The organism is Oscillatoria sp. FACHB-1406, from assembly GCF_014698145.1.
Lineage (GTDB): Bacteria > Cyanobacteriota > Cyanobacteriia > Cyanobacteriales > Spirulinaceae > FACHB-1406.
Map to the genome: position 1 here is coordinate 34,774 of NZ_JACJSM010000002.1, position 26,470 is coordinate 61,243.

Consider the following 26,470-nt stretch of genomic DNA (forward strand, 5'->3'; position numbering starts at 1 on the left):
GTCAAATTCTTTTTCTTTACAGGCTTTCTAGAATATTGTAGGGACTTGAAAACCGGGCGAATACCATTAGACCCTACCAGAATTTGTACTAACTGAGTTGCGTAGCGCTCTACTTTACAGTTGCCCCGCCGCGAAAATCTCTTCTATGGGGAGGCTTAATTCGGGAAAAATTGAGGAGAGGAGCAAATCATTAGCTCTGAGTAAGTTTTTTTCATAAAACTCTCGAACAAGCTGACAAACTGTCATTGTCGGTTGCTTGGGGTTGCCAATATATTCTCGCCCTCCTAAGCCCAGATAATCGACAATCCAATATTCAGGAACGCCAAACAAAGCATAATCTTCGACTTTTCGTGCATAGTCATTCTGCCAGTTCGTGCTGACCACTTCGGCAATTAATTTAATAGCAGCACCCGACGTAATTATCGGTTGATATTGCCAAAGAGGTTCGTTTGGAAGTTGGGTTCGATCTAAAACAATTAAATCGGGGCGAAAGGCAGTTGTATCGGAGATGCGAATTAGACAGCGGTGAGGAATCGTATAAGGAAGGGCGAGGCGATCGATTTCAACATGAATTTTTCGGGCTAAAAAATCGATAACTTGCTCGTGTAATCCTGTCGGCTCCAAATTGACTATCTCTCCATCAATAAGCTCGCACCATTCTTCCTCATTATTCCGTGTAATGAACGTCTCGAAATCTAAGAGTGAAGAATTAGTTTGAATCATTTCGCTCTCTAACTCGAACGGGTGAGAATGTAGTGAGTATTATAGCTAAGTTTGAAGTTCTACCGATCGCTTCCCCTCGCCCTCACTTAAGGGATTTAATTAGGTTTGAGCTAATTCATCCAGTTTCGCTAAAACTTCCGTGCTGTGAATGGCGGGTTGAACGCCAAGGAATGTTGCGCGCAGGATTCCTTCGGGGTCGATGATGTAGGTATGGCGCAGGGACATTGGTGCAAGCCAAGAACCGTAAGCTTTACTGACTGCGCCTTTCGTATCGGCAAGAAGGGGAAATTTCAAGCCTTCAGAATCGCAGAATTCGGCATGAGAGTCTACGTCATCGGCAGAAACGCCAATCACGCGGGCATTTCTGGCGAGATATTCGGGTAAATCTTGTTGGAAGCGGCGCGCTTCTAAGGTGCAGCCGGAGGTAAAGTCTTTGGGGTAGAAGTACAATACAACCCATTGACCGCGAAAGTCGCTGAGGGAAAGGGTTCCGTCGCCGGTGTTGGTGGGGAGGGAGAAGTCGGGGGCGGGACTGTTTAAGGGGGGTTGAGGGCCGCCGAGGGCAAAGGCTGGGGCTGTCCAGTTCAGGCTGGCGAGGAAGGTAAGGCAAAGAGCGAGGAGGATTTGGTTAAAGGTGCGGCGATTCATGGGTTGTGAATTTGAGAGGGTGAATGTTGAGAGCGCGCACTTCCCAAATCATGAAAGTGCTTGAATTGTTTGGATTTTTACATTATTTTACATTTAAGCGATCGCGCTAGCTAAAGATTTTTAGCTCGGAAGGCAAATCTCGTGTTACGTTAAGTTTTATGAATATTTAATGATGAGTGGGTAGAGAACGCGATGACTTTTGAAATTCCGCAAACGGTTAAGGCGTATTCGCAATTTTTCCATCCGGCGTTAATGTGGGTGTTGTTAGCGATGACGGTGTACGCCCTATACTCCGGACTGAAAATTCGCCAAACGCGCAGCGCTGATAAAGAAGTTCGTAAGGAACTGATTAAAAAGAACTTCACCGACAAACATTATAAAGTCGGTTCGATCCTCTTATCTTTAATGGTCGCGGGCGCGATCGGCGCGATGGCTGTTACTTATATTAATAACGGCAAAATCTTTTTCGGGCCGCACTTGCTGGTGGGCTTGGGAATGACTGTCGCGATCGCAACTTCTGCTGCTCTGGTTCCTTTCATGCAGAAAGGCAACGAACTTGCTCGTTATAGCCATATTACGATTAACGTAACGCTTTTGGGATTATTTTTCTGGCAAGCGGTATCGGGCGTGGAAATCCTCGGACGTATCATTAGCAAAATGTAGCGTTTAATTGATAATCGATCGTTGACGATGGACAATTATTAATTAAACAAGGGTAGGGGCATAGCAAGTGCTATGCCCGTTTTAAATCTACTATTCACTCGTCCTATCGCGGGACAAGTTTAGGGGATTTAAACGTTAACAAAAGGACGAGATTGTTTCGGCGGAATCGGCAAGCCGAGATTGTCGTGAAAATCTTTTTGAACTTTGTAGGTGAGTCGGGGAGAAACTTGGCGCACGATTTCAGCGAGTAAGCGATCGCCGCTATTTTGAATTAAGGAATGAGGAAGTTTGTTAATAAACTTCGGAAAGCGCACTGCAACTTTTAACTGCAAGTTCCATTCAACCTGCGTGAGGTGCGTCGGATAAACGGCAGCCTTTTTGTAATGATTTTGCATTGCCCAATCCGTTGCTTCTGCCGCCACTTCCGTCAGCTTCATCGAAGCGGAATAGTCAATTTCATAACCCGGAGGCGTGTAATCGGGAACGGGGACGCTGTACATCACGTACTCATTATCTTCAGGCGGTAACAGTACGACTCCCATTTTCGGTTCGACTTCATAGCCAAACGAACCAAAACGTCCGACGGTTAAGATATAACCATTTTTTCCTAACGGTTCGGCACTCATGGGTTTGGCACAGCGACAAAACCAACCCTCATGGGCGCTTAGATATTCTGCCACCGTTGACACCGCAGCATACATTCCCATATTCCCCCGAAAGCGCGTCTCGAAGTAAAAGGGAACGGTTGCATCGATTTCCAATTGCTCTGGACTCCGTTCGCTGGCGATGATTAATGAGTCGGCTTCGGCAACCCGATCGAACTGGGGTTGAAATTGGCGATTGCTAAGGGGTAAGTGCATACGACTATCTCTGGTGTAGAGTTAACCCAATTTTTGGCGAAATCGGACTTGCTGGCTTTCGGGCAAGATAACTTTAATATTGGCGCGTCGCGTAACAGGTGGTTGTGATTTAAAGCACATCATCCAATTGATTTAATCTTTTTTCAGCGAGTGCAATTTCCCTAAACCTTTATGGATTCGAGCTTTTGGTCTTTAAGAGAAAAAATATTCTCCGTAGTTTAAAGTATCAAAATAGACTTAGCTGGTCGGGAGACTGCGGCGGGCGATCGCTGGGGAGTGGTGGAATGGGTACGCCAGCGCTCTCGAGTTGGTGCTGAAACGAACCGGCAATATGGGGCGATCGCGCTTCGATCGGACAATGGACAAAAAAGTAGATTTGCGTTCCTCCTTCTAACTCAGATTTTATCCATTGCTCCCATTCTTGCAAATACCTGCAATTATACTCATCCTCCGGATGGGAAATAAAACGCACTAAGCTAAACTCAGCCGTAACGCTGGGTTGCAAAGGAAGTTGCGGTTTGCGACGTTCCGAGGCGAGTTGGGGATCGTCGGGTGCGTTGTAGATGGGGCGAGTATCGAGTAGAACGCGCGCGATCGCTAATTCGCGCAACAATTGATTTAACCGTTCGGCGTTGCTTTCCTCAAACCAGTCGCGATGGCGGACTTCCAAGGCAAAGGAAAAGCGATCCCGAGGCAGTTTTGTTAAGAATTCTTGCAAGTCATCCCACTGTTGCGGATTGTAACTGGGGGGAAGTTGAGCAAAAATCGGCCCCAGTCTGTCGCCCAAATAAGCCATGCGATCGCAAAAACTCAACGCCGCCTCGATATGGGGAACCAATAAACCCTCGTGAGTGATGGCTTTCGGGACTTTAGGGCAAAACTTAAATCCGGGGGGCGTTTCGGCTGCCCAGCGCTCGACTGTAGCTTGCTGCGGTACGGCGTAGAAGGTTGTATTGCCCTCTACTGTAGCAAGGCGCTGAGCGTAGAGCGATAGAAAATCTTTGGCGGGACTTTTGGGGGGAAAAAAGTCACCCACCCACCCTTTATAAGACCAAACCGCGCAGCCTAAATAGAAGGATTTAGCCGTTGAATTTGTCATTAAACATTGACATCCAATTGAATCTCGCGCTTGCTAAAAGGCAAATCTTGATTGATTGCCTCGATTTCTTCGCCCTCCATCTCATTAACTTCCTGAATGTAAGAGCGTAAAATTTGGCTCATACGAGAGTTATAAAATCGATGATAACTATAATTTGGGGTAGCGGGAAAGCCGCGCCGCCGCTTGTGTTGTCCGCCCGCACCCGGATCGAACATTTGAATGTTTTGGGAAATTGCCCATTCGATCGGTTTATAGTAGCAGGTTTCAAAGTGGAGGCAATCGTATTCTTGAAAGCAGCCCCAATACCGTCCGTAGAGGTTTTCGCCTTTGTGAATGCAGAACGATAAACCGACGGGATTATGGGAATCATCGTCTCGGTAAGCCGCAAAGAGAACGACGCGATCGCGATAATTTGGATAAAGCTGCTCGAAAAATTTTCGCGTCAGATATTTACTGCCCCAATAAAACTTATCGCAAGTGCTGCTGTAGAAATTGTAAATTGTAGGAAATAAAGGATGAGGAATATCTTCGCCACTGAGGATTTCTAGGCGCAATTGTGCCTTATCGACCGCTTTGCGTTCGCGTTTGATATTGCGGCGCTGGTTGGCATTAAAGCATTGCAGGTAGTCGTCAAAGTTGTTAAAGTTACGATTCGTCCAAATGTAGCTGTGGTGCAGCCAACCGGTGTAACCGTGTCGTTCGAGTTGGGGCTGCCAGTCGGGATCTACAAAAAGAAAATGACAGCCCGATATGCCGTTGCGCGTGCAAAAGCGCTCGATTTCTGCCATCATTAGCGCCGTTAACTCGGTTTCATCTTCGCCGGGAGCGATAATAAAGCGATAGCCCGTCGCGGGAGTAAAGGGAGTCATCCCCAACAGTTTGGGGTAATAGCGAATCCCCAAACGATGGGATAAATCCGCCCATTGATGGTCGAAGACAAATTCGCCGTAACTGTGAGTTTTGAGGTAGAGAGGGGCAAGCGCGATCGGTTCGCGTCCCCGCCATACCGTTAAATGATAGGGTTGCCATCCCGTCCGCGCGATCGCGCTTCCGGAAGTTTCGAGGTTTTGCAACCATTCCCACTCCAAAAATGGCGTTTTTAACGGCTGTGCGAGTTCGTCCCAAGCCATTTTAGGGATTTCCGCGATTTTTTGCATCCACTGGACATTATAAGCAAGCTTTCGTTGGTTCATAGATGTTCTTATTTGTCAAAAAAAATCGCAGGAGGAAAGGGCTATAAATCCTTGACGCGGATAACAAATCGCCTCATTGTAGCCCAACTCTTAAAAGAACGGTGAGTTCTTTAAGCGTTGGGCAATAAGCAACTACCACACGATGGCTAAAAATAATCAATCCGTTGGATTTTTTAAAGATTCCAGGCGAGCTTAAAATCACTCGCTCCGAACGCGTAGATTGTTTGAGAAATCATCGAGTCTTTGTTAGCACTGTAGCTTGAGTCAGAGCCAAATTCAGCGCTCTAACGCTAACTTCCTCGCACTGAGGAGAAAGATAGTCTATCGTTCTTTTCACCTCAAACTTTAAGAACAAAAAATAGAATGAGAGGGAAATTCACGAGCGGATGAAAACCTAATTCTTGAGGGGATTGCAATGACTCTTTCTTTGTCAAATGAGGGCTAAAATCAGCTTAATCCGAACTGACCTTTGGATTTTTAAACGACCGGGATACACGAATTTTTAACGTTTAACGCGATAGTTCAAAAACAGTTCTCCCTCGATATTAATCACCTCGCACAAATCCAACCTAGGTGCTTCAGCGGTGAAAAATCCCTGTCCCGCCACTGGCGTAGCCGCATCCGCACCGCCCAGAATGACGGGACAGAGCGTAATCCAGAATTCATCGATTAAATTAACAGCCAAAAGAGACGCAATTAGCTCCGCGCCGCCAAGGACGGCAATCCGGTGGAGATTAAATTGAGCGAGTTGCTCTAAAACAACCGGCCAATCGAAGACGAGACGCTCGGCGGACGGGGTAGCAGCACCAATGAGAACGCGCTCGAACTGAGGTTGCTCTTGCCAGCGTTGCGCTCCTTCGGGGGACGTTAACAACCAGCGGGGAATGCCCTGGCGAAAAAAGTTCCAATCGGGATCGAGATTGCCCGAGGGCGAACAAACGATGTTAATCGGTTGGGGGGGTTTGCCTTGTTGCTGGCGCTCGTCGAGGAGGGCAGGAGTCGTCACTGGGAGGCTGGCTTGGTCGGCGCGCAAGGTTCCCGCGCCCAAAAGAAGGGCATCCGCGCGAGCAATCTGACGTTCGAGGTGTAGCTTATCGTGATGCGAGCCAATATGAGCCGCAGTGCGGGAGCGATCGGCAATCTTGCCATCCGCACTCATGGCGAGTACAACAGTGGTATGAGGGCGATTCACTGTAAAAGCCAGAGAATGGTAGTAAGGGTGGGCAAAAATAATGCCTCCTCCGTCACAAACTCGCGAGGATCGCGCATTTGCGTTATTCCAGCCCGAGATGACAGAAGAGGGATTATAACGTTTCTTTATTGTAGGAGGAAGCTCAGAAGGGTGCAAGTCGCCGCTGCGCGATCGCATCGATCGCTATGGAATGTTACTGAGATTAAGGCAGGGGGTTGCGGTTCATCTTAGGAAAGATAGAGTTTTTAGCCAGTGACGGGTTGCTGATTTCAGTGCTAGCCAATCGGGGGTGAGGTCAATTTTGCGAGGGACTCACCTGCTCGCTCCCGAGGGCGAGTGAATAAATTTATCATAGTCAATAGCGCCTACAGCGATTGCTATGCTTATGTCCGTACCGAACAATGAAATATTCCAGGTCAGAACAGTTTTGGATTCATTGCCCTTACCGGCTCGAAGGATTTCAATCCGGGCGATCGCGCTCCCTCTGCTACATTTAACGTAGATAACGTGCAGACCACTTCCTCCTCTTGGGTTTTAAGCCTCAACGACGGCAGTTTCTATGGCTAAGCCATCTTCCCCATCATTTCGTCGCATCTTACTCTCGCGCCTTATTCTGCTCAGCGTACCCGTCCTGCTGCTCGGAATGTGCGTAACTTCCACCGTAACTTACCGAAAAGCGCGTCGCGCTCTTTTAGACACGGCAAGGCAAAACCTCACTGAAAGTGCCATTCGCAAAGCCGAAAGCATGAGCCAAGAGATCGCTTCCTTAAAAAAATATTTGGCAGCGACGAGCCAAAACAATGTTTTAGTGGAAGAGCAACGCGACAACTATCAAGAGTTCGTGCAACTCTCGATCGAGCAACTTCCCACCCAAGTTCAGTGCTTGCAGTTAATCGAAGTCCAAACGCGAAGCTTATCGGCTAGCACCTGCGGTTCGCAAAAACTGTTTGACCCCGAAGAAAACTCCTGGCCGACAACCAATCGCCAACTGCTCTTAGATAGCGCGCAAGTTAAGCTCCAAGTTCTCTTACCCTCTCCGAGTACGACAGCTTACCCCGCCAAACCGATCGGGAACTTACCTCCTTCGAGCAAGTTGTCGCTGCGGCTGGAAGTTCCCGTTTATAACAGCACCGGCAATTTATCTCATATTCTTGTTCTCAAAACGATTATCGAGCAACAAAGTCAAATCAGACCGGGTTCTTTAACAGGCTATTCCGTTGTCATCGACGAGAGTCGCACCATTCTCATGCACCCCGATCCCCAACGAATCGGTCGCAATATCGCTCGCGAAGTCGATGCTTCGAGATACGAGAGCCTTCTCAAAAATGCTTTCTCCGGTCGGAAGGATTTTTTGCACTTTGAGTTTCAAGGTCAGGCAGAATCCGTCGCAGGCTATACGGCAATTTCTAGTCCCATCGCTCCGGATTCCAACGAGCAATGGGCTATCCTCGCCGTAACGAGTCTCGATGACGCGCTCGCCGGTCTCTGGGAGATTCAAAAGACTTTAGTGCTGCTGCTGCTGACGCTAACTCTCTCGTTGATTGGCGCGAGTTTTTTGGTGATTCTCTATCTCTCGCAAGATATCGCTCGTCCCCTCGAAAAGCTTAGAGATTTTGCCCTCGATGAGGATAATCTTTACTCCAACGACCAAGTGCCGCAGAATTTAAAAATTCGGGAGTTTAACGAGTTAGCCAGTGCGTTAAACCGTATGGTCAAACGTCTTAAGGCTTGGGCATTGGAATTGGAGAGCGCTTGGAAAGAAGCGCAAACGGCAAACCAACTGAAAAGCGAGTTTTTGAAGACAATTTCCCACGAATTGCGAACGCCTCTCAATGGGATTATCGGCTCGATTCGTTTAATTGCCGATGGATTTTGCGACGATCGCGAGGAAGAGATGGAGTTTCTCGAACAGGCAGATCGCGCTGCTGTACGCCTGAGCGGAATTATCAACGATCTCCTCGATATTTCTAAAATTGAGTCGGGTCAATTGACGGTGACGCTAGAGATCGTTGATTTCACTCAATTGTTAGCCGAAGCGATCGCGCCTTATCAACCTGCCCTAGAAGCAAAAGCCTTGATCCTCATCCCGCCCGAAACTCAAGCGTCCTACAAAGTTCACGCCGACCCCGCTAAACTCAAACAAGTTTTTTCTAACATTATTGATAATGCCATTAAATTTACTAAAACCGGGAAAATTACGGTTTCAGTCTGCGTTGAATCTCTTGTTTCTGCTTTGAACCCTCGAGGCGAGGAGAGTCACTCGATTCATTCCCCTGTAACTCACCCCACGAAGCAGGTCGTCGCTACAATTGAGGATACCGGGATCGGCATTGCTGCCGACAAGATGGATAAACTCTTTCGTCCTTTCGTTATGGTGGATGGCTCGACGACCCGCGAGGCGGGGGGGACGGGCTTGGGTTTGGCACTCTCTCGCAATTTTATTGAGTTAATGGGCGGAACAATCGTGTTAACCAGTTCCGGTAAAGATAAAGGAACAAAGGTTAAAATTGCTCTGCCTTTAATCATGAATCGTTGAGCGTTACTTCCGGGCAATGACTAATAATGTAATCCGATCGCTGATGACTGATAACTCAAATGACTGATACTCAAGCTCGAAAGGCAGACCATATTCGGATTTGTCTGGAAGAAGATGTTCGTTTCGAGGAGCAAACTCACGGTTTAGAACGCTATCGGTTCGAGCATTGCTGTTTGCCCGAACTCGATTGCGATCGCATCGAACTTTCTACGGAATTTTTGGGGAAGTCTCTCGGCGCGCCTCTATTGATTTCTTCAATGACGGGAGGAACCGAACGCGCTAAGACGATCAATCGCCGCTTGGCGGTGGTGGCGCAAACTTACAAGCTGGCAATGGGCGTGGGATCTCAACGGGTCGCGATCGAACGTCCGGAGGTTGCGGATACGTTCGCCGTGCGCGATCTCGCTCCCGATATTCTCCTGTTTGCCAATCTCGGAGCCGTACAACTGAATTATACTTACGGTTTGCGGCAGTGTTTGCAAGCCGTCGAGCTTTTAGAAGCAGATGCGCTGATCTTGCATCTCAATCCTTTGCAGGAGTGCATCCAACCCCAGGGCGATCGCGATTTTTCCCAATTACTTGACAAAATCGAATTGATATGTAGCAAGCTCCCGGTTCCGGTCATTGTTAAGGAAGTCGGCAACGGCATCTCAGCGAAGATGGCGCGAGTGTTAATCGAAGCGGGAGTGGGCGCGATCGACGTGGCGGGTGCGGGCGGGACATCTTGGGCAAAAGTTGAAAGTCAGCGATCGCACAGTCCGATGCAGCGCCGCTTGGGACAAACCTTTGCCGATTGGGGACTGCCGACAGCGGAATGCGTCGTCAGCATTCGCCAACAATACCGCGACGTTCCGCTGATTGCTTCCGGGGGACTGCGTAACGGTTTAGACGCAGCCAAAGCGATCGCGCTCGGAGCCGATCTCGCCGGACTTGCCTTCCCCTTCCTACAAGCAGCCAGCGATTCTGCCGCCGCCACCGACGAACTCGCGCAACTCCTCCTCGCCGAACTGAGAACGGTTCTCTTCTGTACCGGCAATGCTAACATCTTCGCCCTCAAACAATCGAACTGCCTCCAAAAGTTAGCCCCCTAAGACCTGACGGTGAATTCAAAAGTCCCGTTAAAATAAGACTGTTCGCGCCGAACGACGGGCAATGGCTGGCAATGATTTTAAAGATATCCCCAGGCTCAGTCTTCCGCTGTTGCACTATCGCTACTCCCCATTTATATAAAATATGCGTTCCTTTCTCAAACAAACCTTTGCCAGTCTCGTCGGTACTTTTGCTGCTCTTACACTCCTCTTCGTCTTAGGAACGGGGGGCTTAGTTCTGCTGATGATTGCGGCAGTTAGAGAGAGCAACGAACCGCCGCAAGTTAAAGATAAATCCGTTCTCGTTTTAGATCTGACAACGCAAATTCGGGATACCGATCCGACGCTAGACGTATCGCAGGCGTTCTCCAGTCAAATTCCCAAAACCTTTGCCCTCTCGCAACTGATTAAAGCGATCGATAAAGCAACTCGCGATCGCCGCATTGTTGCCCTCCTTTTAGACGGTTCTCGCATCACGACCAGCGAAACGGATTTTTCAACCTTCAAAGAACTGCGCCCCGCCTTAGAAAAATTTAGGGCAGCGGGCAAGAAAATCGTTGCTTACGGTGTGAATTGGGGAGAGCGCGAATACTACCTTAGTTCCGTCGCTGACGAAATTGCCATCCATCCGATGGGAACCTTAGAATTCAATGGTTTAAGCTCAGACCAAGTATTTTTCACCGGAGCCTTAGAAAAATTTGGAGTTGGAGTCCAAGTCGTGCGCGTCGGGAAGTATAAATCCGCCGTCGAACCCTTCACCCAAAAACAACTGAGTCCTGCAAGTCGGGAACAACTCGAAAACTGGGTGGGCGATATCTGGCGGGATTTTCTCACGAGCGTGGGTAAAAGTCGCAAAATTGCCCCGCAGAGTTTACAAGCGCTAGCCGATACTAAAGGACTCTTAATGCCCGCAGAAGCGCGAGCCGCCAAATTAATCGATCGCGTCGCCTACTTCGATGAAGTAGTGGCCGAGTTGCAAAAATTAACGGGTAAAAGCGACGGCGAAGAAACCTTCCGACAGATTCGCATGGAAACCTATCGCGACGTTCCCGTTAAGGAAGCAAAAACTCGTTCCTCTAATAACAAAGTTGCCATCATTTACGCGGAAGGCGAAATTGTTGGCGGTCAAGGCGAAGATACTCAAATTGGTAGCGATCGCCTCAATAAAACCTTACGCAAAGCTCGCAATGACGAAGAAGTTAAAGCAGTCGTGTTGCGCGTCAATAGTCCCGGCGGTAGTGCCACCGCCTCCGAACTGATCGCGCGCGAGGTGAAACTGCTGCGGCAGAAAAAACCCGTTATCCTCTCAATGGGGAATGTCACGGCTTCCGGAGGATATTGGATTGCCACGAGCGCCGATTATATCTTTGCTCAAACCAACACCATTACCGGCTCGATCGGGGTTTTTGGCTTATTGCCTAACATCCAAAAGATTACCAATAATAACGGGATAACTTGGGATAACGTTAAGACCGCTAAACTGGCAGATATCGAGACGGTTTCGCGTCCGAAAAATCCTCAAGAAATGGCTCTCTATCAGCGGTTTGTCAATGGAACCTATAACTTATTTCTCGATAAAGTCGCGCAGGGTCGGAAACTTCCGAAAGCAAAGGTCGCTCAAATCGCGCAAGGGCGAGTCTGGTCGGGTCAAGATGCTAAGCAATTGGGTTTAGTGGATCGATTGGGGGGGTTAGATGACGCGATCGCCTACGCAGCGAAAAAAGCCAACTTGGGCGACGATTGGGAAGCGAAAGAATACCTCGAGGAACCGAGTTTTGAATCGCAACTGTTAAAGTTTGTCCTACAAGAATCGCGTCTGTCTGCCGATCCGCTGACTCGCGAATTTTCCAGGTTCTCAAAGGATTTAGACTTAGTTAATCGCTTTAACGACCCGCGAGGGGTTTATGCTTTTCTCCCTTTTGATTGGCACGTTCATTAAGTAGAATAATAAGTTCTAAAATCAAGCTTCAAAATGGGGAATTAAAAATAAAAAATGTTTGCCCGCCCAACCAGATGGAAAGTTTTACCGTTAGTATCGCTTGCTTTGGTACTAACTGGATGCGGTGGATATCCGCGTTTATTAAACTTTCCCTTCGATGCGGGAGGTCGCAGTTTGAATAGTTCGGCGACTGAGAAAATGCCGCAAATTGCCTCGCGCTATATTGTCTTTGTTTCCGATCGCAACGGCGCTCAAGATGTCTACCTTTTTGACGCGCAAGACCGAAAAATTATCGATCTGCCGGGGTTGAATGCGTTTGATGCGATCGCGTCCGATCCTTCCATTTCTGAAGATGGACGCTACATCGTTTATACAAGCAGCCGTCAAGGGTTTTCCGATATTTACCTATTCGATCGCGAAACGCAGATTAATCGCAATTTAACGGCTACTATTCAAGCAGAGGTGCGCCATCCCCAAATTAGTGCTGATGGTTCCGCGATCGCCTTTGAATTTGCTACCGACGGTCAGTGGGATATCATGGTTGTCGATCGCTCTGGCAAGATTTTGGATAAATGATCGAATGGGTAGGGGCGAATGCCCTTCGCCCTTCTCGTATCAATGAATATCTTCGGGATAATTAGTTTGCACCGATTCGAGTTTCATTTCAATCTTGGGTTTGAGGGTGTCGTACTCTTGACGCAGGATATTTTTACTGGTTTGAGGGTTAGAAACTGACGGTAAAGTTTGACTGGTATCTGCCCAATTGATCAGCATTTTGCACTGCGTCGGATCGATCGTAGAAACCATGACGTGCTTGCACTGGTGCGGATCTTCGAGGGCGAAGAACAAGATGCGATAAGCGCCGGATTTGCCCAACTGACGGGCGAGACGTTGCCCCTTAGACTGCTTGAGGTCGAGGTAACAAGGCAGCCAGCGCGCGCCGCGATCGCGGCTGTAAAGTACGGTAATCCATAGCAGCATCGGGTGAGGACTAGCCAGGAAAAGAAATTGGTTATAGCGCGTACTCTGCCTGCGGTTGAAAATATCTTGCTCGGAAAGCATCACCCACAGCGTCGCAATTCGACCTTGGGAAGTTGAAATCGCTTCAGGAAAAACGATTTGTTTTTTCGGTTTATCCGTCGGCCAAGTCGCTCTCATACAAAGCGATTCAATCGTCGGAGCGGCAACTTCTTGGACGGGAACGGGGAAACGCGATCGCTCGCGCTTAGGATAGCGAGGATCTTGCAACTCTAACCCTTCCAGGGCGCTTAAAATTTCGCTTGCACTTTGAGGGCGCTGGCTCGGATCCTTTGCCAAACATTGGTGGATTAAAGCTTCCAATTCTGAAGGAATTTTAAGCTCTGGTGGGAAAGATTTTGGGGGCGTATTATGGTGGGCTTTATACCAACCGCCAAAGGAAGGAGTTGCCGGTAAAATTGGCATCTCTCCCGACAGCATTTCGTACATCATAATGCCCAAACTATAAATATCCGAGCGATTATCGAGTTCTTTTCCTTCAATTTGTTCGGGGGAACAATAGGCTAGGGTTCCCATAAACGAATGAGTCTGTTCCTGATTGGCTTCAATTAATTTAGCAATCCCAAAATCGAGGATTTTAACCAATTCTCCCAAAGTTGTATCGGGTAGGATCAAAATATTACTCGGTTTAATATCGCGGTGAACGATTTTGGCGATTTCGCGGTTGAACGTAATACCTTGATGAGCGGCTTCGAGTCCCAAACAAATTTGGCGGGTTAAGGCAATAAATCGCGTTATGGTTAAACGCTGCGTTTTAATGATGTCGCTGAGATTGTTCCCCTCGAGAAATTCCATCACGTAGTAAGGAATATCCCGTTCGTCTACCCCATAATCGCGAACGCGAACGATGTGAATGCTTTTTTCTGCGAGGAGGGCGCAGACGGTCGCTTCCCGCACGAAGCGATCGCGCATTTTCTGGTTGAGCAAGGTTTGAGCTAAAAACTTTACCGCCACTGTCACGCTGCCCAGCAGTAAATCTTCAGCGCGATAAACCTGCCCCATCGCGCCCTTGCCCGCGAGTTCGACCAACTTATAACGATTTGCCAGCAAACGGCCAGAATTGGGGTCTTGTATCATAATGGATCGTCTCGATTCAAAGAGCGCATTCGGGATGACGGCGATGGTTATCGCTGTCGTTCTAGCTGGGCTTCCATGATGCTGGTCAAAGAGTGTCCCGTCAGGATGCCGCTCGAGAGAAAGTAAGTATCGTTATTGAGCCGGTACAATGTTTCAAAACCGCTCCGAGATTGGCTGTCGCCGCGCGCTGCATCGCTCAGCACCCAGTAGCGCTGCACGATGGTGGAGGGCGAGATTAAACCTTCCCCCTCGACGCGCCCGAGCAACGTCTGTTGGAGGACAAAATTATACTGACTTTCTCCGGCATCAAGACGACCGCGATATTGAAAAGCAATGGATTCGCGATCGCTTTTTGGGAAAATTAGCTTAGTTACCCAAGTGAACCAATTTTCATGATTCCAAGCAACGATAGTTTTTCCTTGAACGGGTATCGGAACGCTGTTGCGCTCCAACCACTGTCCTTGGAGTATCCAACGTCCTTCTTCCATTAAAAAGGTATGAGCCACAGTTACTAACCCAAGCGATAGGTACGATCGCGATTGATTGAAGCGCACTTGACGTTCGTTGCTTCGTCTTACAATTAGTGCGCTCGCTTTAAATTTTAACTGACTCGGGCGGGAAGTCTCGCACTCTAGGGCGGGGATGAATATTGAAAGGGTGAGGATGGGGTGAGAGGGAGAGGGGACTGAGTGCGAAATTACGAATTACGAAGCGATCGCGGGCTGATAAATATCTCCCAGTTGCATCGGCTGCGTCGCGCCCGTCACCCCCGGCAAGTTCCCCGCGAGCGAGGATTTCAGCCGCCAGTACCCCAACACCGCAAACGCGATCGCTTCCTTATAATCCGAGTTTAAACCCGCTTCGTCGGTGGTTAAAACAGTCGCCGGTGCGACGCGCAACTGCAAGCGTTCTTTGAGATAGCCATTGCGACTGCCACCGCCGCAGAGTAGCACTTCATCGGGACGACGCTCCAAAAAGTCGCTGTAGCTGCGCGCCACCGAAGCCGCCGTTAATTCTGTCAGCGTCGCCAGCCAATCGACATCGCTCAATCGATACTCTGACGCTTCTTGCCAGCAACGCTCTAAATAAGCTTGTCCGAACAATTCGCGTCCGGTGGATTTTGGCGGCGGCTGCTTGAAAAAGTCTTGTTCCAGCCAGCGATCGATCAGTTCCAGACAGGGCGTACCGCGAGCGGCAAACTGCCCATTGCTATCGTAGGTTTGCGCGCCCTGCGTCACCTGTTGCATGGCTAAATCCATCAGCATATTACCCGGGCCGGTATCCCAGCCCCAAATCCCGCCTTCCCAGTCGGGATGCTGGCGCGCGGGTAGATAGGTAACGTTGCCAATACCGCCGAGATTTTGCACGCATCGCGCTTTGTGAGGATGTGCGAGCAAGCAAGCATCGATTTTAGAGACGAGGGGCGCGCCTTGTCCGCCCGCAGCCATGTCAGCAGCGCGAAAGTTGTTGGCGACGGGCAATCCGGTTAAGGAAGCCAAAAGCTCGCCGCGTCCGAGTTGCAGGGTGTAGCCCAAACGGGCGGCGCGATCGCCGTTTTCGGGCGGCGGACGGTGAAAGACGGTTTGGCCGTGGGAACCGATAAGTTCGGCTTTCGGATTTTCGATTTGAATTTCTCGGGCGGCGCGGGCAAAATGAGTTGCGATCGCATCGTCGAGTTCGGCGAATTCTAGCATCGAAATCGGCTCGCCCTCGCCCACTGCTAAGATTTTCGCTCGTAAGGTATCGGGGTAGGGGTAGGTTGTACCCGCGATTAATTTGACTTCTAGATCGACTTCTAAGCCGTTAATTTCAACTAAAGCCGTATCGATTCCATCGACAGAAGTCCCGCTAATTAAACCGATTGCGTAGGTCATGGGCAATTTATAGCGAGTTGGAGTTAATCGAATAATTGGATAGCTATTCTCAGTATATAACCCACCCGTCCCTCGTTTAAACCTGTCTTTACATTAAAACTGTTGCCGCACCCAACCTCCTTTAATACCACTCAAACAAGCAAAATTATTGCTTTTTGTGCTAAAATAAGGAATCATTCAAAACGCCCTAATTTTTTTAAATTAATAGGGAGGTTAAAGTCGGTGCTATCTTGCTTTGATATTGCTAATTATTTTATTTGACTAGCCAATGAAACCGGCTCTTTTTTAAGTAACTTAAAACTTCAAAAGCTGGTTTACTACGCTCAAGCTTGGCATCTTGCTCTCTACGATAATCCTCTCTTTGAAGAAGATTTTGAAGCCTGGGTACATGGCCCTGTAATTCCATCTCTGTATCAAAAATATAAATCTTTTGGATGGCAGCCCATCGTTGAACCTGCTGTCCATAAGCTTCCCGAAGATGTTGAAGCATTTTTAAGCGAAGTTGCAAGTGAATACTTTGCTTGCGATGCTTATGAATTAGAACAAATGACTCACGTTGAAGCTCCTTGGAATTTAGCCAGAGGGGATTTACCGCCCGATGTTCCTTCCAATGAAATTATCGAGAAAGAGTGGATGAAGGAGTATTACGGAGCGGATGTCAAAGAAAATTAAGAAGACGAATCTCTCGAAGACGAGTCCATCAGGAATTAAAGCAACTAAGCTGAAACCGCGAGGTATCAGCTTTTCGTTTAAATACTATCAAAACGATAAGGAAAAGTTTTCTTGTCAGGGTAGACCTGATACCTACTGGCTAACCTTAATCGAGCGTTTAAAAGCGCTGTCTGGTCTATCAAACCAAGAATTACTGGTGAATCGAAGTAGTTCCCTTAGATGTCATCCAATCCAATGGGAAGATACTAGCGAAGATTGTTTTGGATTGCCGAATGAAGAACAATTGGTAGACACACCCTACCAATTTTCCATTTCATCTAACGAACATGATAGAGTTCATGAATTTTTTATAGATGAAGTCTTCTATATTGTTTGGTTTGACCCCGACCATCGGCTTTATTCTGGAAAGACTTAATCAAAAGAACATTCAATCCGAGAGAATCCAGCTTATACCAATTTAAGATTGCGTTGCCTAGAATCAACTCTCCTAAATTATCAGGATAACGGTGCGTTACGCTTCGCGCTCCACACCCTACTTTTCATTCTATGCAGCGACCCATCAATCTGGTATTAGCATGAGCAAGTTCGATGTAAATTCAATTCCAATCTTTTTCCAGAGAACCTTTACGGCTTTTTCTTCTTCCGAGTCTGCGTTAACACTCTTGACTCGATAATAAACTCAGGAATTTCCCACAGTTCGGTTTCGCTTAAGCTATATTGTTCGCAAACCAAACTCAAGCGATTTCCCGAACTTTTGACGGCATTAACCGCATGGGTTAAATCACCTTGAAAATGAAGTAAAACGTTCGTTTGAGGTTTGATTTCGGCGACTCGGCGTTTTTGCTGGGAGAGGACGAGTTCGCCGCCTTCTAAGTCGGGGGGGACGCGGGCGTAAAGGACGCTAACGATCGCGGGCGGGGCAATTGCTTTACAATAAGAACGTAAGGAGCGATCGATATGAGGATCGACCCTAGAACCTCGGGTGAGAAGCAAGGGATTGAGATAAAACGCATTGCAGTGCGACTCAAGGGCGCGATCGAGGTAGGGCTTAAAAAAGGGAAACTTTTGTTCGACTTCGGGCAATCCGGAACGTTGAAAGGCGATCGAGAATCCTTTGGTTCCGACAAAATCTCGATTGAGGTTATTAGTTGTGAAATAAGAACAGTTGCAAACTTCTCCCCATAGATCGTTGAGATATTTATCGGGGAAAATATTGGCTTGTTGTCGATAGTATTTCAAGTTACAATATCTGCGATAAAAACTGTTGGGAACGTTCGTGTTGGGGGTTATTAAAAAAGGCTTCGGGGGTTGCATCTTCAACGAGCAAACCGTCAGCCATGAGGACAACGCGATCGGCAACTTCGCGGGCAAACCCGACTTCGTGAGTCACGCACACCATCGTCATTCCATCGGCGGCAAGCGATCGCATCGTATCCAAAACTTCCCGCACCATTTCTGGATCCAAGGCGGAAGTCGGTTCGTCAAAAAGCATGATTTTCGGCTGCATGGCGAGGGCGCGCGCGATCGCAACCCGCTGCTGTTGTCCGCCAGAAAGTTGTCCGGGAAACTTCTTCGCCTGTTCCAGGATGCCCACTTTCTCCAACAGTTGCATCGCGGTTGCTTCTGCCTCTGCCTTCTTCTTTCGTCGCACCCAAATCGGAGCTAGCATCACATTTTGCAGCACGGTTAAATGGGGAAACAAATTAAATTGTTGAAACACCATTCCCACTTCCCGACGAATTGCATCGATATTTTTTAAGTCGTGGGAAAGTTCGATCCCATCAACCGTAATTTTACCTTTTTGATACTCTTCCAGGGCATTAAAGGTGCGAATAAACGTCGATTTCCCCGACCCAGAAGGCCCCATCACGACTACCACTTCCCCGCGTCGCACCGTCAAACTTACACCGCGCAGAACGTGAAACTTATTGCTGGCGTACCACTTATGAACGTCGGTTGCAACAATCATTTCTTCACCTGTTGTACTGCCAGTAACACTGCTTTGTAAATGAGTTGTCGGTTGTTTATCTAGCATCTGAGTTATGAGTTATGAGTTATGAGTTATAAATTATGAATTATCTATGTTCGGTATTCACCTTCCGTTCGACCCAACGACTGCCTGCCGACATTGCATAACAGAAGCACCAAAACAGCAGGGCATCGAACAAATACACTTCAATAAACCGTCCCCCAAAGTCAGAGTTTGCCAGAATCGAACGACTCATTTTCAGCACTTCGACCAGTCCGACTAACGACAGTAGCGTTGTATCCTGAAACAAACTAATAAACTGACCGACAATCGCGGGAATCACGGCTTTTAGCGCTTGTGGCAAGACGATTAAACCGAGCGTTAGCGGTACGCTCAATCCTAACGCACTCGCAGCTTCGCTTTGCCCTCTCGGAATCGATTGCAGCCCGCCGCGCACATTTTCAGCGAGATAGGCAGAACTAAATAGCGTTAAGCCAATGATGGCACGAAATACATTATCCGGAACCCAGGCTTCGGGTAAAAATAAGGGAACCATTACCTGCCCCAGAAACAAAATCGTGACTAACGGAATGCCTCGAAAAATTTCAATATAGGCGATACAGAGGGCGCGCACCACAGGTAGAGAACTGCGCCGCCCCAACGCCATGATTACGCCGAGGGGAAAGCTCAACAAAATACTAATAACTGCTGTTAGTACGTTAAGCATTAAGCCTTGCCAACTGCTGCTGCGAATCTCCCTTAAGCCCAATCCGCCGCCAATCAGCCACCAACCGACAATTAAGACCAAAAACCAGTTTAAGGCGACCCACTGCCCCAAAGATGGAACTTTGCGACCGATTTGTTGCCCGACCCAAGCCATTGCGACAACGGCTCCGAGCATGGCCAAAAGGAGCAAGCGGAAGGGGAAAAGGGTGGGGACAAGCAAGCAGACGACAGCAGCAATGGCAATTCCGATGAGGATGCTGCGACTGTAAAGTTTTGCAACCGATCGCGCGATTACCCCCCAAGATAGCCCCGACATCACTGCAATGATGCCCAGCAACACCCACAAGCGCCAGCGCTCGGTTTTGGGGTAGGTTCCCGCCACGAACAAGTTTAAGTTTCTGGGAATCACATCCCATTTTGCTTGAGTTGTTGCCCAGTCTATAAAGTTGTAGAGACCGTAGGCTAAAAGTCCAAGTAGCACAACGGTAATAATGGCGTTATACCACGGAGAAAAAAGATTTTTCTTTGCCCAATTAATGGGACTATCTCGCATCTCTGGCGGCGGTAAGGTTTCGCTAGCAAGCATTAGGCTGAATTGATAATTGATAATGGATAACGAAGGAATGGCACTGACTTAAGGCTGAATTGATAATGGATAATTGACAATGGATAACGAAGGAATGGCGCTGACTTAAGGCTGCCCACCCTACGAAATATCAATACTTTGGACTAGATCGCTAATTTTAAGTCATCCCCATTGTCAATTGTCAATTATCCATTATCAATTATTTACCTTTCTTGCAGTTGAACGAATTTATTTAAGGTATTCATTGCGACAGAAATCAGTAAGTCGATGGTGAGATAAACCACCATGATAATGAGCATGACTTCGACGGGACGACCGGTTTGATTGTAGGTGGTATTGGACACCGAGTAGAAATCAACATAACCGATCGCGATCGCGAGGCTGGAGTTTTTTGCGATGTTCATATATTGGCTGTTCAGCGGCGGAATCATGACTCGCAAGGCTTGGGGAAAAACGACTAAGCGTAGGGTTGACATTTGATGCAGCCCCAAAGCACGCGCGGCTTCCCATTGCCCTTTACTGACCGATTGAATGCCCGCGCGGACGATTTCAGCGATATAAGCGCCGGTATAGACGACTAAACCCAACAATAACGCCGAATATTCGATACTGAGGCGCAAACCGCCTTCAACGGCTCCAGCGGCGTTTTTTTGAGGGAATTGCCAGCCTAAAGCGAAGATAAAAATGAGGAGAGATACAAGAGCGATCGCGATTAAACTGTAGAGTTGAGGTTGTCCCGATGCTCCTTTTTCCACCATTAATTTAGTACGCTGCCTGAAGAGAAAGAAGGCAGCGATCGCGAGAATGATTAAAACGCCTAGCCACAGCCAGAAGTTACCATTTATCGCAGGCCAAGGAACAAATGTACCTTGTTTGCTGGCAAAGATAGAGCCGAGAAATGAAAGCGGACTATCGCGATCGGGAAATTGCGAGAAAACGGCGAAATACCAAAACAATAATTGCAGCAACAAAGGCGTATTGCGAATAATTTCAACATAGACCTGACTGACTTTTCGCAATAACCAGTTTCCCGAAAAACTAATCGTCCCCGCCAGAATTCCCAGCAGCGTTGCCAGAATAATCCCCGGAATGATAATGCGAATCGAATTGAGCAGCCCGATTAACAAAACGCGACTGTAAGGGTCTTGACTGGGATTGTAGGGAATCAAGCTTTCTTGAATAAAGAAAGAAGCTTGGGTTTGCAGAAAATCAAAACCAAACTTAATGCCCTTATTGCGCATATTAACGATGACGTTATTCCACAACAAGGTAATTAAGCCAATCGCGGCAACAACCGCTAAAACTTGCAACGCAATCTTCCAAAAGCGCTCGTCGCGCCACAAAGGAATTTTAGGTTCTGAGTTGGCTGTCATTCCTCTATCTAAACTCCCAATATTTCGATTTTCTCTTGTCCTGCAACTGTTCGGGATTTTACCAGAGTTTTACGATTGTCCCATCGCTTTTCATTAATCTTATCGGCATCGCGCCCGCTCCCTGCGAACGATTAAGGCTCGTAAATTCGCCCCAATGCTAAAACTCGTGGGATAATGGGCTGCATTTGTTTGAGACAATCCGCGATCGAATCGGTGCGGCTATTGACTCATCTCGATTATTCTGGTGTTGTGGAGTGGAAAAATTGCATGAAAGTTCTAGTCATTGGTAATGGAGGACGAGAACACGCGATCGCTTGGAAGTTGCTCCAATCGCCAAAAGTTAAACGAGTCCTCTGTATTCCCGGTAATGGAGGTACTGCTTCGCTCGAAGGCTGTCAAACGATTCCGATGCGCACGGACGACTTTGAGAGTATCGCGCGCCTCGTACTCGTGCAAGGAATCGCTCTCGTGGTCATCGGTCCGGAATTGCCGCTAGCCAAAGGTCTGGTCGATTATCTCAGAAACCAAAATATCAAAGTCTTTGGGCCGACTAAAGCCGGAGCGCAATTAGAAGCGAGCAAAGCTTGGGCAAAAGAATTGATGGCGGAAGCCGGAATTGTCACTGCACGATCTGCTCTCTTTGTCAACCCAGACGCAGCGCGAGATTATATCAAACAACAGGGCGCGCCAATTGTGGTGAAAGCGGACGGTTTGGCGGCGGGGAAAGGGGTAACGGTGGCGATGACGGAGCAAGAAGCGCTCGAGGCGATCGCATCCCTTTGGGCAGCCGGACACCGCGAACTACTCGTTGAGGAATACTTAACCGGGCAAGAAGTCTCCGTTCTCGCCGTTACCGATGGGATTAGCGTGCGTCCGCTACTTCCGGCCCAAGATCACAAACAAATTGGCGAAGGCGATACCGGGCCGAATACCGGCGGGATGGGAGCTTATGCGCCGACTCCTTTAGTGAGTGCAGAACTGCTGCAAACTATAGAACGAGAAATCCTTCAGCCGACTGTCGCCACCCTGCAAAAACGCGGCATCGACTATCGCGGCGTAATTTATGCCGGTTTGATGATTGCCCCGGACGGTACGGCAAAAGTGTTGGAATTCAACTGTCGCTTCGGAGATCCGGAAACGCAGGCGATTTTACCGCTACTGGAAACGCGCCTAGACGACTTGCTCTTTGCTTGCGTCGAACAGCGTTTGGCAGAATTTCCTCCCCTCGAGTGGCGTTCCGGTACGGCGGTGTGCGTAGTTGCCGCTTCGGAAGGCTATCCGGGAGACTACAAACGCGGCAATCCGATTTCGGGAGTTGAGGAAGCAGAAGCCTCGGGCGCGGTGGTGTTTCATGCGGGGACGAAAAAGCAAGGCGGCAAACTGATTGCCGATGGGGGACGAGTTCTCAATGTTACTGCTGTGGGCGAGACGTTTGAGAGCGCGATCGCGTCGGCTTATCAAGCCATGAACTGCATTGAATTTGACGGCATCTACTACCGCAAAGATATCGGCTATCGCATCCGTTAAATCGCGATCGCAGCGGACATCTTTACCCCAAGAATTCGTAATTCGTAATGAATACGAAGCGCGCAATTACGAATTGGAGCGAAGCGACTTGACCTCGATTAACGAGGGGTGGGAGTAGGAGTGGGAGTGGAAACGGGCGAGGGAAGCGAATTGGGCGCATTAACCGCAGGAGCAACAGGCGTTGGAGGCGGCGGATTGCCCGGTGTATTCGGGGGTAAGGGTACGCCGCCACGGGGCGAGGGAGCGGGTGTTGCTTGGACTGGGCTAGGAGATTCCACAGGAGTCGGTTCGGGAGGAGGCGGGGGAGGTGTCGTTCCGGGCGAAGTTGTAGAGCGCGGTTCAAAGCCGAGCAACACGGAAGCATTGCGGAAATATTTTGCCCAGCGCTGGGGATCGGGTTGTTTGCGCCAGTCATTCCGGGAGACATTGAGGATCAGAACGGGCATTGCTGCGCCGTTATTTTGTCCGACGATCGTTACCGAGACATCGGTGACTAAAATATCGCTGTCGAAGCGGCGTTGCGTTGCCGCCCGCGCGATCGCTTCGGCCCGCCGCAGGAACGTTTCGTAGGATTCTTGCCCCTGGCGGTTTAGGGCGATCGCAGTGCGCGAAGAATAAGCAATCGCAGCGGGGGGAATAAGGCTAGTAGCCGCGAACCAGCCCCCTCCGGCTAAAGCGATCGCAGCACAACCGGACAGGGCGCGATTGCGTCCCCGACGACCGAAAGGAATGGAAAGAAGGCCTAAGAAGTCGAGTAAAGAGCGATTTAAGCCAGACATAACCCTAAAAATTTAATTTTTCTCTTCTAAAAAAAATGATTGCACAAAACGCTTAAACTTAAAGTCTGAAGATATCGGCTCTCGATGTTATCATTTCCCCTAAAAGCGTAGCTCGTTCGGGCGTGGGTCTATGGAGAACTTTTCTGTCATTTCAATCGGAATCAATCGCTATCAACTCATTCAACCGCTGAACTTTGCGTGCGAAGACGCTCGGGCGATCGGACAATTTGTTGTGGAAGAAGGACAACTTCCCGCCGAGCGAGTCCTGCTGCTAGACGATACCTCTCCGGCCATCGAAGATCGCTCCACCCTGCCGACGAAAGAGCAAATTCTGCACTGGCTGCAAGTTGAAACCGCATCGCCGAACGATCGCTTTATGCCTTGGCTGTGGTTCTTTTTTAGCGGCTACGGCGTGAGTTGGGAAGGTCAAGATTACCTCCTCCCCATCGATGCGAATCTTGCCGATATCCCCAATACCGCCATTCCGATGCGTTGGGTGCTGGATATTTTGCAGCGCAAAGAAGCGCGCAACATTTTGCTCCTGCTCGATATTAACCGATCGCCGGGATTGATTGCAGCCAATAACGTGGGCGCGGAAACCTTGGAACTGGCGAAAGAGCGAGGCCTCAACGTTATTCTCAGTTCCCAACTCGAGCAGATGTCCCACGAGTCCTCGGACTTGGAACATGGATTTTTTACGGCTTCTCTGCTGGAAGTGTTGCGCTATTACGGTAAAGATTTAACGCTGGACAAACTTGAAGAATATCTGCGCGATCGCTTGCCGGAATTGTGCGAGCATCACTGGCGACCGCCGCAACGCCCCCTATTTCTCATTCCCTTCGCTGAAACGAGCAAGCAACCGTTATTGCCCAGCCAAGAATTGGTTCCCTCCCTCGAGGAGTACGCTCTCCTCACTCCCGCCCTGGTTGAAGCTAACGGTCAGTATCAGAGCAATGGCAAGGCGAACGACGCTCAGATCGCGACTTCGGCTCCTATTGTTCGCCCCAATGCTCCTTTGTTAGTGACGGAGGCAAGCAACAGCGCGCCGCCTTCGATTCCGCCAGTCCCCTCCGAAACGACTCCCACGAAAATCGATAAAACGCCGAACGATTCCTGGCAGAGTTATCAAAAGTGGTTTGCGTTGGGCGGTGGTTTATTTTTGTTATTGGCGCTGGCGGGCGTATTTTTGCGCCCGGACTCTCAGGTGGCAGATTCAACGCGCTCTGAGGTAAATCCGCCGGTGGATAATCCCGTCGCGCAGGAGAAGCCGATCGCGCCGTCCGCAGAAAAGCCCGCTGTCGAACAGCCGATTTTGCCGCCGCCGGGAAGCGCGCCGCAAGCGGCAGTTAAACCCGCTCCCGCTGCTTCGCCGGTTCCGGTTCCGCCGACGGCACCCGTCCCGCCGGTACAAGGTGCAACGCAGCCAGGAGATTTAGCGGCGAGTGTTTATTTGAAGGAGATTCAAGCTTCTAAGTTCGGCCGCGCGATCGCGGACGCTCGGGGGATAGCCGCCGACTCGCCCGATTACGCGGAAGCCCAAAAGTCAATTCAGCGCTGGAGTTTGGCGGTTTTGGATATCGCGCGCGGACGAGCCAAACAAGGCGATTTTTCGGGCGCGATCGCAGCAGCAGCGATTGTCGCCCCCGATTACCCCGAAGCCTATCAACTCGCCCAACAAAAAAGCGCCACTTGGAAGCTACAAGCTCAGCAGCAGGAACGCAACCAAGCAATTCTCGCCGCCGCCCAAAAGCGCATTCGCCCTAATGTTGCTTCTTCTTACAATCAGGCGATTGAGACGCTGCGGGTTATTCCCGTCGGTCAGCCCGGTTACGCCCGCGCCAAGCAGTTGAAAGAGAGTTGGAGCAAGACGATTTATAAGATGGCGAGCGATCGCGCGGTGAAGGGTGATTTTAAGGCAGCGATCGAAACCGCTCAATTAGTTCCCGCCGATAGCGCCCAACGCGCCGCCGCCAACCAAGCGATCGCGCGCTGGAAGAAAGGTAACTGAATAATTGATAATTGATAATGGACAATTGATAACGTCTTGGGTAATTGATATTTAGTTTCTAAGGAGGGTTCGATCGCAATGGTTGCCCAAATCCCTAAGCCTAAATCCGCCCCCATCATTTATCCCGAAAGCGACGGTTTGCCGATGGCAGACAACACCTTGCAGTTCCGCTGGATAATGACCTTTTACTACAACCTCGAATGGTTGTTTGCGGACAATCCCGATATTTTTGTCGCCGGAAACCTGCTGTGGTATCCGGTTGAAGGAGAGGTAAAAATTCGCCAAGCGCCGGATGTTATGGTCGCTTTTGGCGCGGGGAAAGGCGATCGCGGTTCTTATCAACAGTGGAACGAAAATAATATCGCCCCTCAAGTCGTTTTTGAGATTCTTTCTCCGGGAAATACGCAGACGGAGATGCACAAAAAACTGCTGTTTTACGCCCGCTACGGCGTAGAAGAATATTACATTTACGACCCTCAACGAAACGATCTCAGCGGTTTATTGCGTCCTCCTGCTTCGGAAGTCGAAGCGCTACCTCTCCAAGCGATCGAAGAGATGCAAGGTTGGGTCAGTCCGCGTTTGAAGATACGCTTTGAGTTAGCGGACGATGAATTGCAGCTTTATCGTCCCGATGGCGAACGATTTTCGACTTATCTGGAAGTTCAGCGGCGACTCGAAGCTGAAAAGGAACGCGCCGAGCAAGCTGAGGGACGCGCTCAACAAGCTGAGGAACGCGCTCAACAAGCTGAGGAACGCGCTCAACAAGCCGAAGGACGCGCCGAGCAAGCCGAGGAACGCGCCCAACAAGCCGCCGCCCAGCTAGCCGAGGAACGGCGCAAAGCTGAGATGCTCGCAGAAAGGTTGCGCCAGATGGGAATTGACCTCGATCGGGCTTGATTA

The 26,470-nt window shown here is 49.2% G+C and carries 23 protein-coding genes and 1 pseudogene; 10 read left to right on the forward strand and 14 right to left on the reverse strand.

Translation table 11 applies throughout. The features are described 5' to 3' along the window. Positions 1-114: 114 nt before the first annotated feature. Positions 115-723, reverse strand: a complete 609-nt coding sequence (locus tag H6G50_RS02760; RefSeq protein WP_190713105.1) for a Uma2 family endonuclease — start codon at positions 721-723, stop codon at positions 115-117. A 99-nt stretch (positions 724-822) separates the two neighbouring features. Further along, positions 823-1,371: a peroxiredoxin gene (locus H6G50_RS02765; protein WP_190713107.1), complete on the reverse strand. Its 549-nt coding sequence runs from the start codon at positions 1,369-1,371 to the stop codon at positions 823-825. A 192-nt stretch (positions 1,372-1,563) separates the two neighbouring features. On the opposite strand from H6G50_RS02765, the gene H6G50_RS02770 reads away from it, so the two are divergent. Then, a complete protein-coding gene (locus H6G50_RS02770) occupies positions 1,564-2,034 on the forward strand; it encodes a DUF4079 domain-containing protein (RefSeq protein ID WP_190713109.1) in 471 nt (156 codons plus the stop codon). A gap of 128 nt (positions 2,035-2,162) precedes the next feature. Here the strand turns inward: H6G50_RS02770 and H6G50_RS02775 are convergent, their stop codons facing one another. The 4 genes from H6G50_RS02775 to H6G50_RS02790 all read right to left on the reverse strand — a co-directional run bounded on the left by H6G50_RS02775 (position 2,163) and on the right by H6G50_RS02790 (position 6,555). Further along, on the reverse strand, positions 2,163-2,894 hold the full coding sequence (locus H6G50_RS02775; protein ID WP_190713111.1) for a DUF1997 domain-containing protein: 732 nt from the start codon (positions 2,892-2,894) through the stop codon (positions 2,163-2,165). A gap of 226 nt (positions 2,895-3,120) precedes the next feature. Further along, on the reverse strand, positions 3,121-3,993 hold the full coding sequence (locus H6G50_RS02780; RefSeq protein ID WP_190713114.1) for a DUF72 domain-containing protein: 873 nt from the start codon (positions 3,991-3,993) through the stop codon (positions 3,121-3,123). Further along, a complete protein-coding gene (locus H6G50_RS02785; RefSeq protein WP_190713116.1) occupies positions 3,993-5,186 on the reverse strand; it encodes a GNAT family N-acetyltransferase in 1,194 nt (397 codons plus the stop codon). Before H6G50_RS02785 ends, H6G50_RS02780 begins: the two co-directional genes overlap by 1 nt. A 502-nt stretch (positions 5,187-5,688) precedes the next feature. After that, entirely contained in the window at positions 5,689-6,555 is an 867-nt protein-coding gene (locus tag H6G50_RS02790; RefSeq protein ID WP_190713117.1) for a RibD family protein, read from the reverse strand. A 382-nt stretch (positions 6,556-6,937) separates the two neighbouring features. On the opposite strand from H6G50_RS02790, the gene H6G50_RS02795 reads away from it, so the two are divergent. The 4 genes from H6G50_RS02795 to H6G50_RS02810 all read left to right on the forward strand — a co-directional run bounded on the left by H6G50_RS02795 (position 6,938) and on the right by H6G50_RS02810 (position 12,517). After that, positions 6,938-8,914 carry a sensor histidine kinase gene (locus H6G50_RS02795; RefSeq protein WP_190713118.1) on the forward strand — a complete coding sequence of 659 codons (1,977 nt, stop codon included), beginning with the start codon at positions 6,938-6,940 and terminating at the stop codon, positions 8,912-8,914. Positions 8,915-8,973: 59 nt separating this feature from the next. Then, a complete protein-coding gene (gene fni / locus H6G50_RS02800) occupies positions 8,974-10,005 on the forward strand; it encodes a type 2 isopentenyl-diphosphate Delta-isomerase (RefSeq protein ID WP_190713120.1) in 1,032 nt (343 codons plus the stop codon). A 142-nt stretch (positions 10,006-10,147) separates the two neighbouring features. Beyond that, positions 10,148-11,941 carry a signal peptide peptidase SppA gene (sppA, locus tag H6G50_RS02805; protein ID WP_190713121.1) on the forward strand — a complete coding sequence of 598 codons (1,794 nt, stop codon included), beginning with the start codon at positions 10,148-10,150 and terminating at the stop codon, positions 11,939-11,941. 54 nt (positions 11,942-11,995) lie between these two features. Continuing rightward, the gene (locus tag H6G50_RS02810; protein WP_190713122.1) at positions 11,996-12,517 is read left to right on the forward strand and encodes a PD40 domain-containing protein; all 522 of its coding nucleotides are present in this window, start codon (positions 11,996-11,998) and stop codon (positions 12,515-12,517) included. Positions 12,518-12,556: 39 nt separating this feature from the next. On the opposite strand, the gene H6G50_RS02815 is transcribed toward H6G50_RS02810, so the two are convergent. From H6G50_RS02815 to H6G50_RS02825, 3 genes are all read right to left on the reverse strand, one after another. Beyond that, positions 12,557-14,056: a serine/threonine-protein kinase gene (locus H6G50_RS02815; protein ID WP_190713123.1), complete on the reverse strand. Its 1,500-nt coding sequence runs from the start codon at positions 14,054-14,056 to the stop codon at positions 12,557-12,559. A 47-nt stretch (positions 14,057-14,103) separates the two neighbouring features. Beyond that, a complete protein-coding gene (locus H6G50_RS02820; protein WP_190713125.1) occupies positions 14,104-14,562 on the reverse strand; it encodes a hypothetical protein in 459 nt (152 codons plus the stop codon). 198 nt (positions 14,563-14,760) lie between these two features. After that, positions 14,761-15,930 (reverse strand): anhydro-N-acetylmuramic acid kinase, encoded by a 1,170-nt coding sequence (locus H6G50_RS02825; protein ID WP_190713127.1) that lies wholly within the window; start codon positions 15,928-15,930, stop codon positions 14,761-14,763. A gap of 309 nt (positions 15,931-16,239) precedes the next feature. On the opposite strand from H6G50_RS02825, the pseudogene H6G50_RS24025 reads away from it, so the two are divergent. After that, a pseudogene (locus H6G50_RS24025) lies at positions 16,240-16,440 on the forward strand (type II toxin-antitoxin system antitoxin SocA domain-containing protein); the annotation flags it as partial. 36 nt (positions 16,441-16,476) lie between these two features. Continuing rightward, positions 16,477-16,602, forward strand: a complete 126-nt coding sequence (locus tag H6G50_RS24350) for a hypothetical protein (protein ID WP_277882656.1) — start codon at positions 16,477-16,479, stop codon at positions 16,600-16,602. Between the two features lie 624 nt (positions 16,603-17,226). Here H6G50_RS24350 and H6G50_RS02835 read toward each other — a convergent pair. From H6G50_RS02835 to H6G50_RS02850, 4 genes are all read right to left on the reverse strand, one after another. Then, entirely contained in the window at positions 17,227-17,841 is a 615-nt protein-coding gene (locus H6G50_RS02835; protein WP_190713128.1) for a 2OG-Fe(II) oxygenase, read from the reverse strand. 1 nt (position 17,842) lies between these two features. Beyond that, a complete protein-coding gene (locus H6G50_RS02840; RefSeq protein ID WP_190713587.1) occupies positions 17,843-18,571 on the reverse strand; it encodes an amino acid ABC transporter ATP-binding protein in 729 nt (242 codons plus the stop codon). A gap of 106 nt (positions 18,572-18,677) precedes the next feature. Further along, positions 18,678-19,883: an amino acid ABC transporter permease gene (locus H6G50_RS02845; RefSeq protein WP_190713130.1), complete on the reverse strand. Its 1,206-nt coding sequence runs from the start codon at positions 19,881-19,883 to the stop codon at positions 18,678-18,680. Between the two features lie 203 nt (positions 19,884-20,086). Beyond that, entirely contained in the window at positions 20,087-21,256 is a 1,170-nt protein-coding gene (locus H6G50_RS02850; protein ID WP_190713131.1) for an ABC transporter permease subunit, read from the reverse strand. A 267-nt stretch (positions 21,257-21,523) separates the two neighbouring features. Between H6G50_RS02850 and purD the strand changes: the two genes are divergently transcribed. Then, positions 21,524-22,783: a phosphoribosylamine--glycine ligase gene (gene purD / locus H6G50_RS02855; RefSeq protein ID WP_190713132.1), complete on the forward strand. Its 1,260-nt coding sequence runs from the start codon at positions 21,524-21,526 to the stop codon at positions 22,781-22,783. Positions 22,784-22,881: 98 nt separating this feature from the next. Here purD and H6G50_RS02860 read toward each other — a convergent pair whose 3' ends face one another. Then, positions 22,882-23,562: a hypothetical protein gene (locus tag H6G50_RS02860; RefSeq protein ID WP_190713133.1), complete on the reverse strand. Its 681-nt coding sequence runs from the start codon at positions 23,560-23,562 to the stop codon at positions 22,882-22,884. Positions 23,563-23,692: 130 nt separating this feature from the next. Between H6G50_RS02860 and H6G50_RS02865 the strand changes: the two genes are divergently transcribed. Beyond that, positions 23,693-25,570 carry a caspase family protein gene (locus H6G50_RS02865; protein ID WP_190713134.1) on the forward strand — a complete coding sequence of 626 codons (1,878 nt, stop codon included), beginning with the start codon at positions 23,693-23,695 and terminating at the stop codon, positions 25,568-25,570. 78 nt (positions 25,571-25,648) lie between these two features. Beyond that, positions 25,649-26,467, forward strand: a complete 819-nt coding sequence (locus tag H6G50_RS02870) for a Uma2 family endonuclease (RefSeq protein WP_190713136.1) — start codon at positions 25,649-25,651, stop codon at positions 26,465-26,467. Positions 26,468-26,470 lie beyond the last annotated feature (3 nt).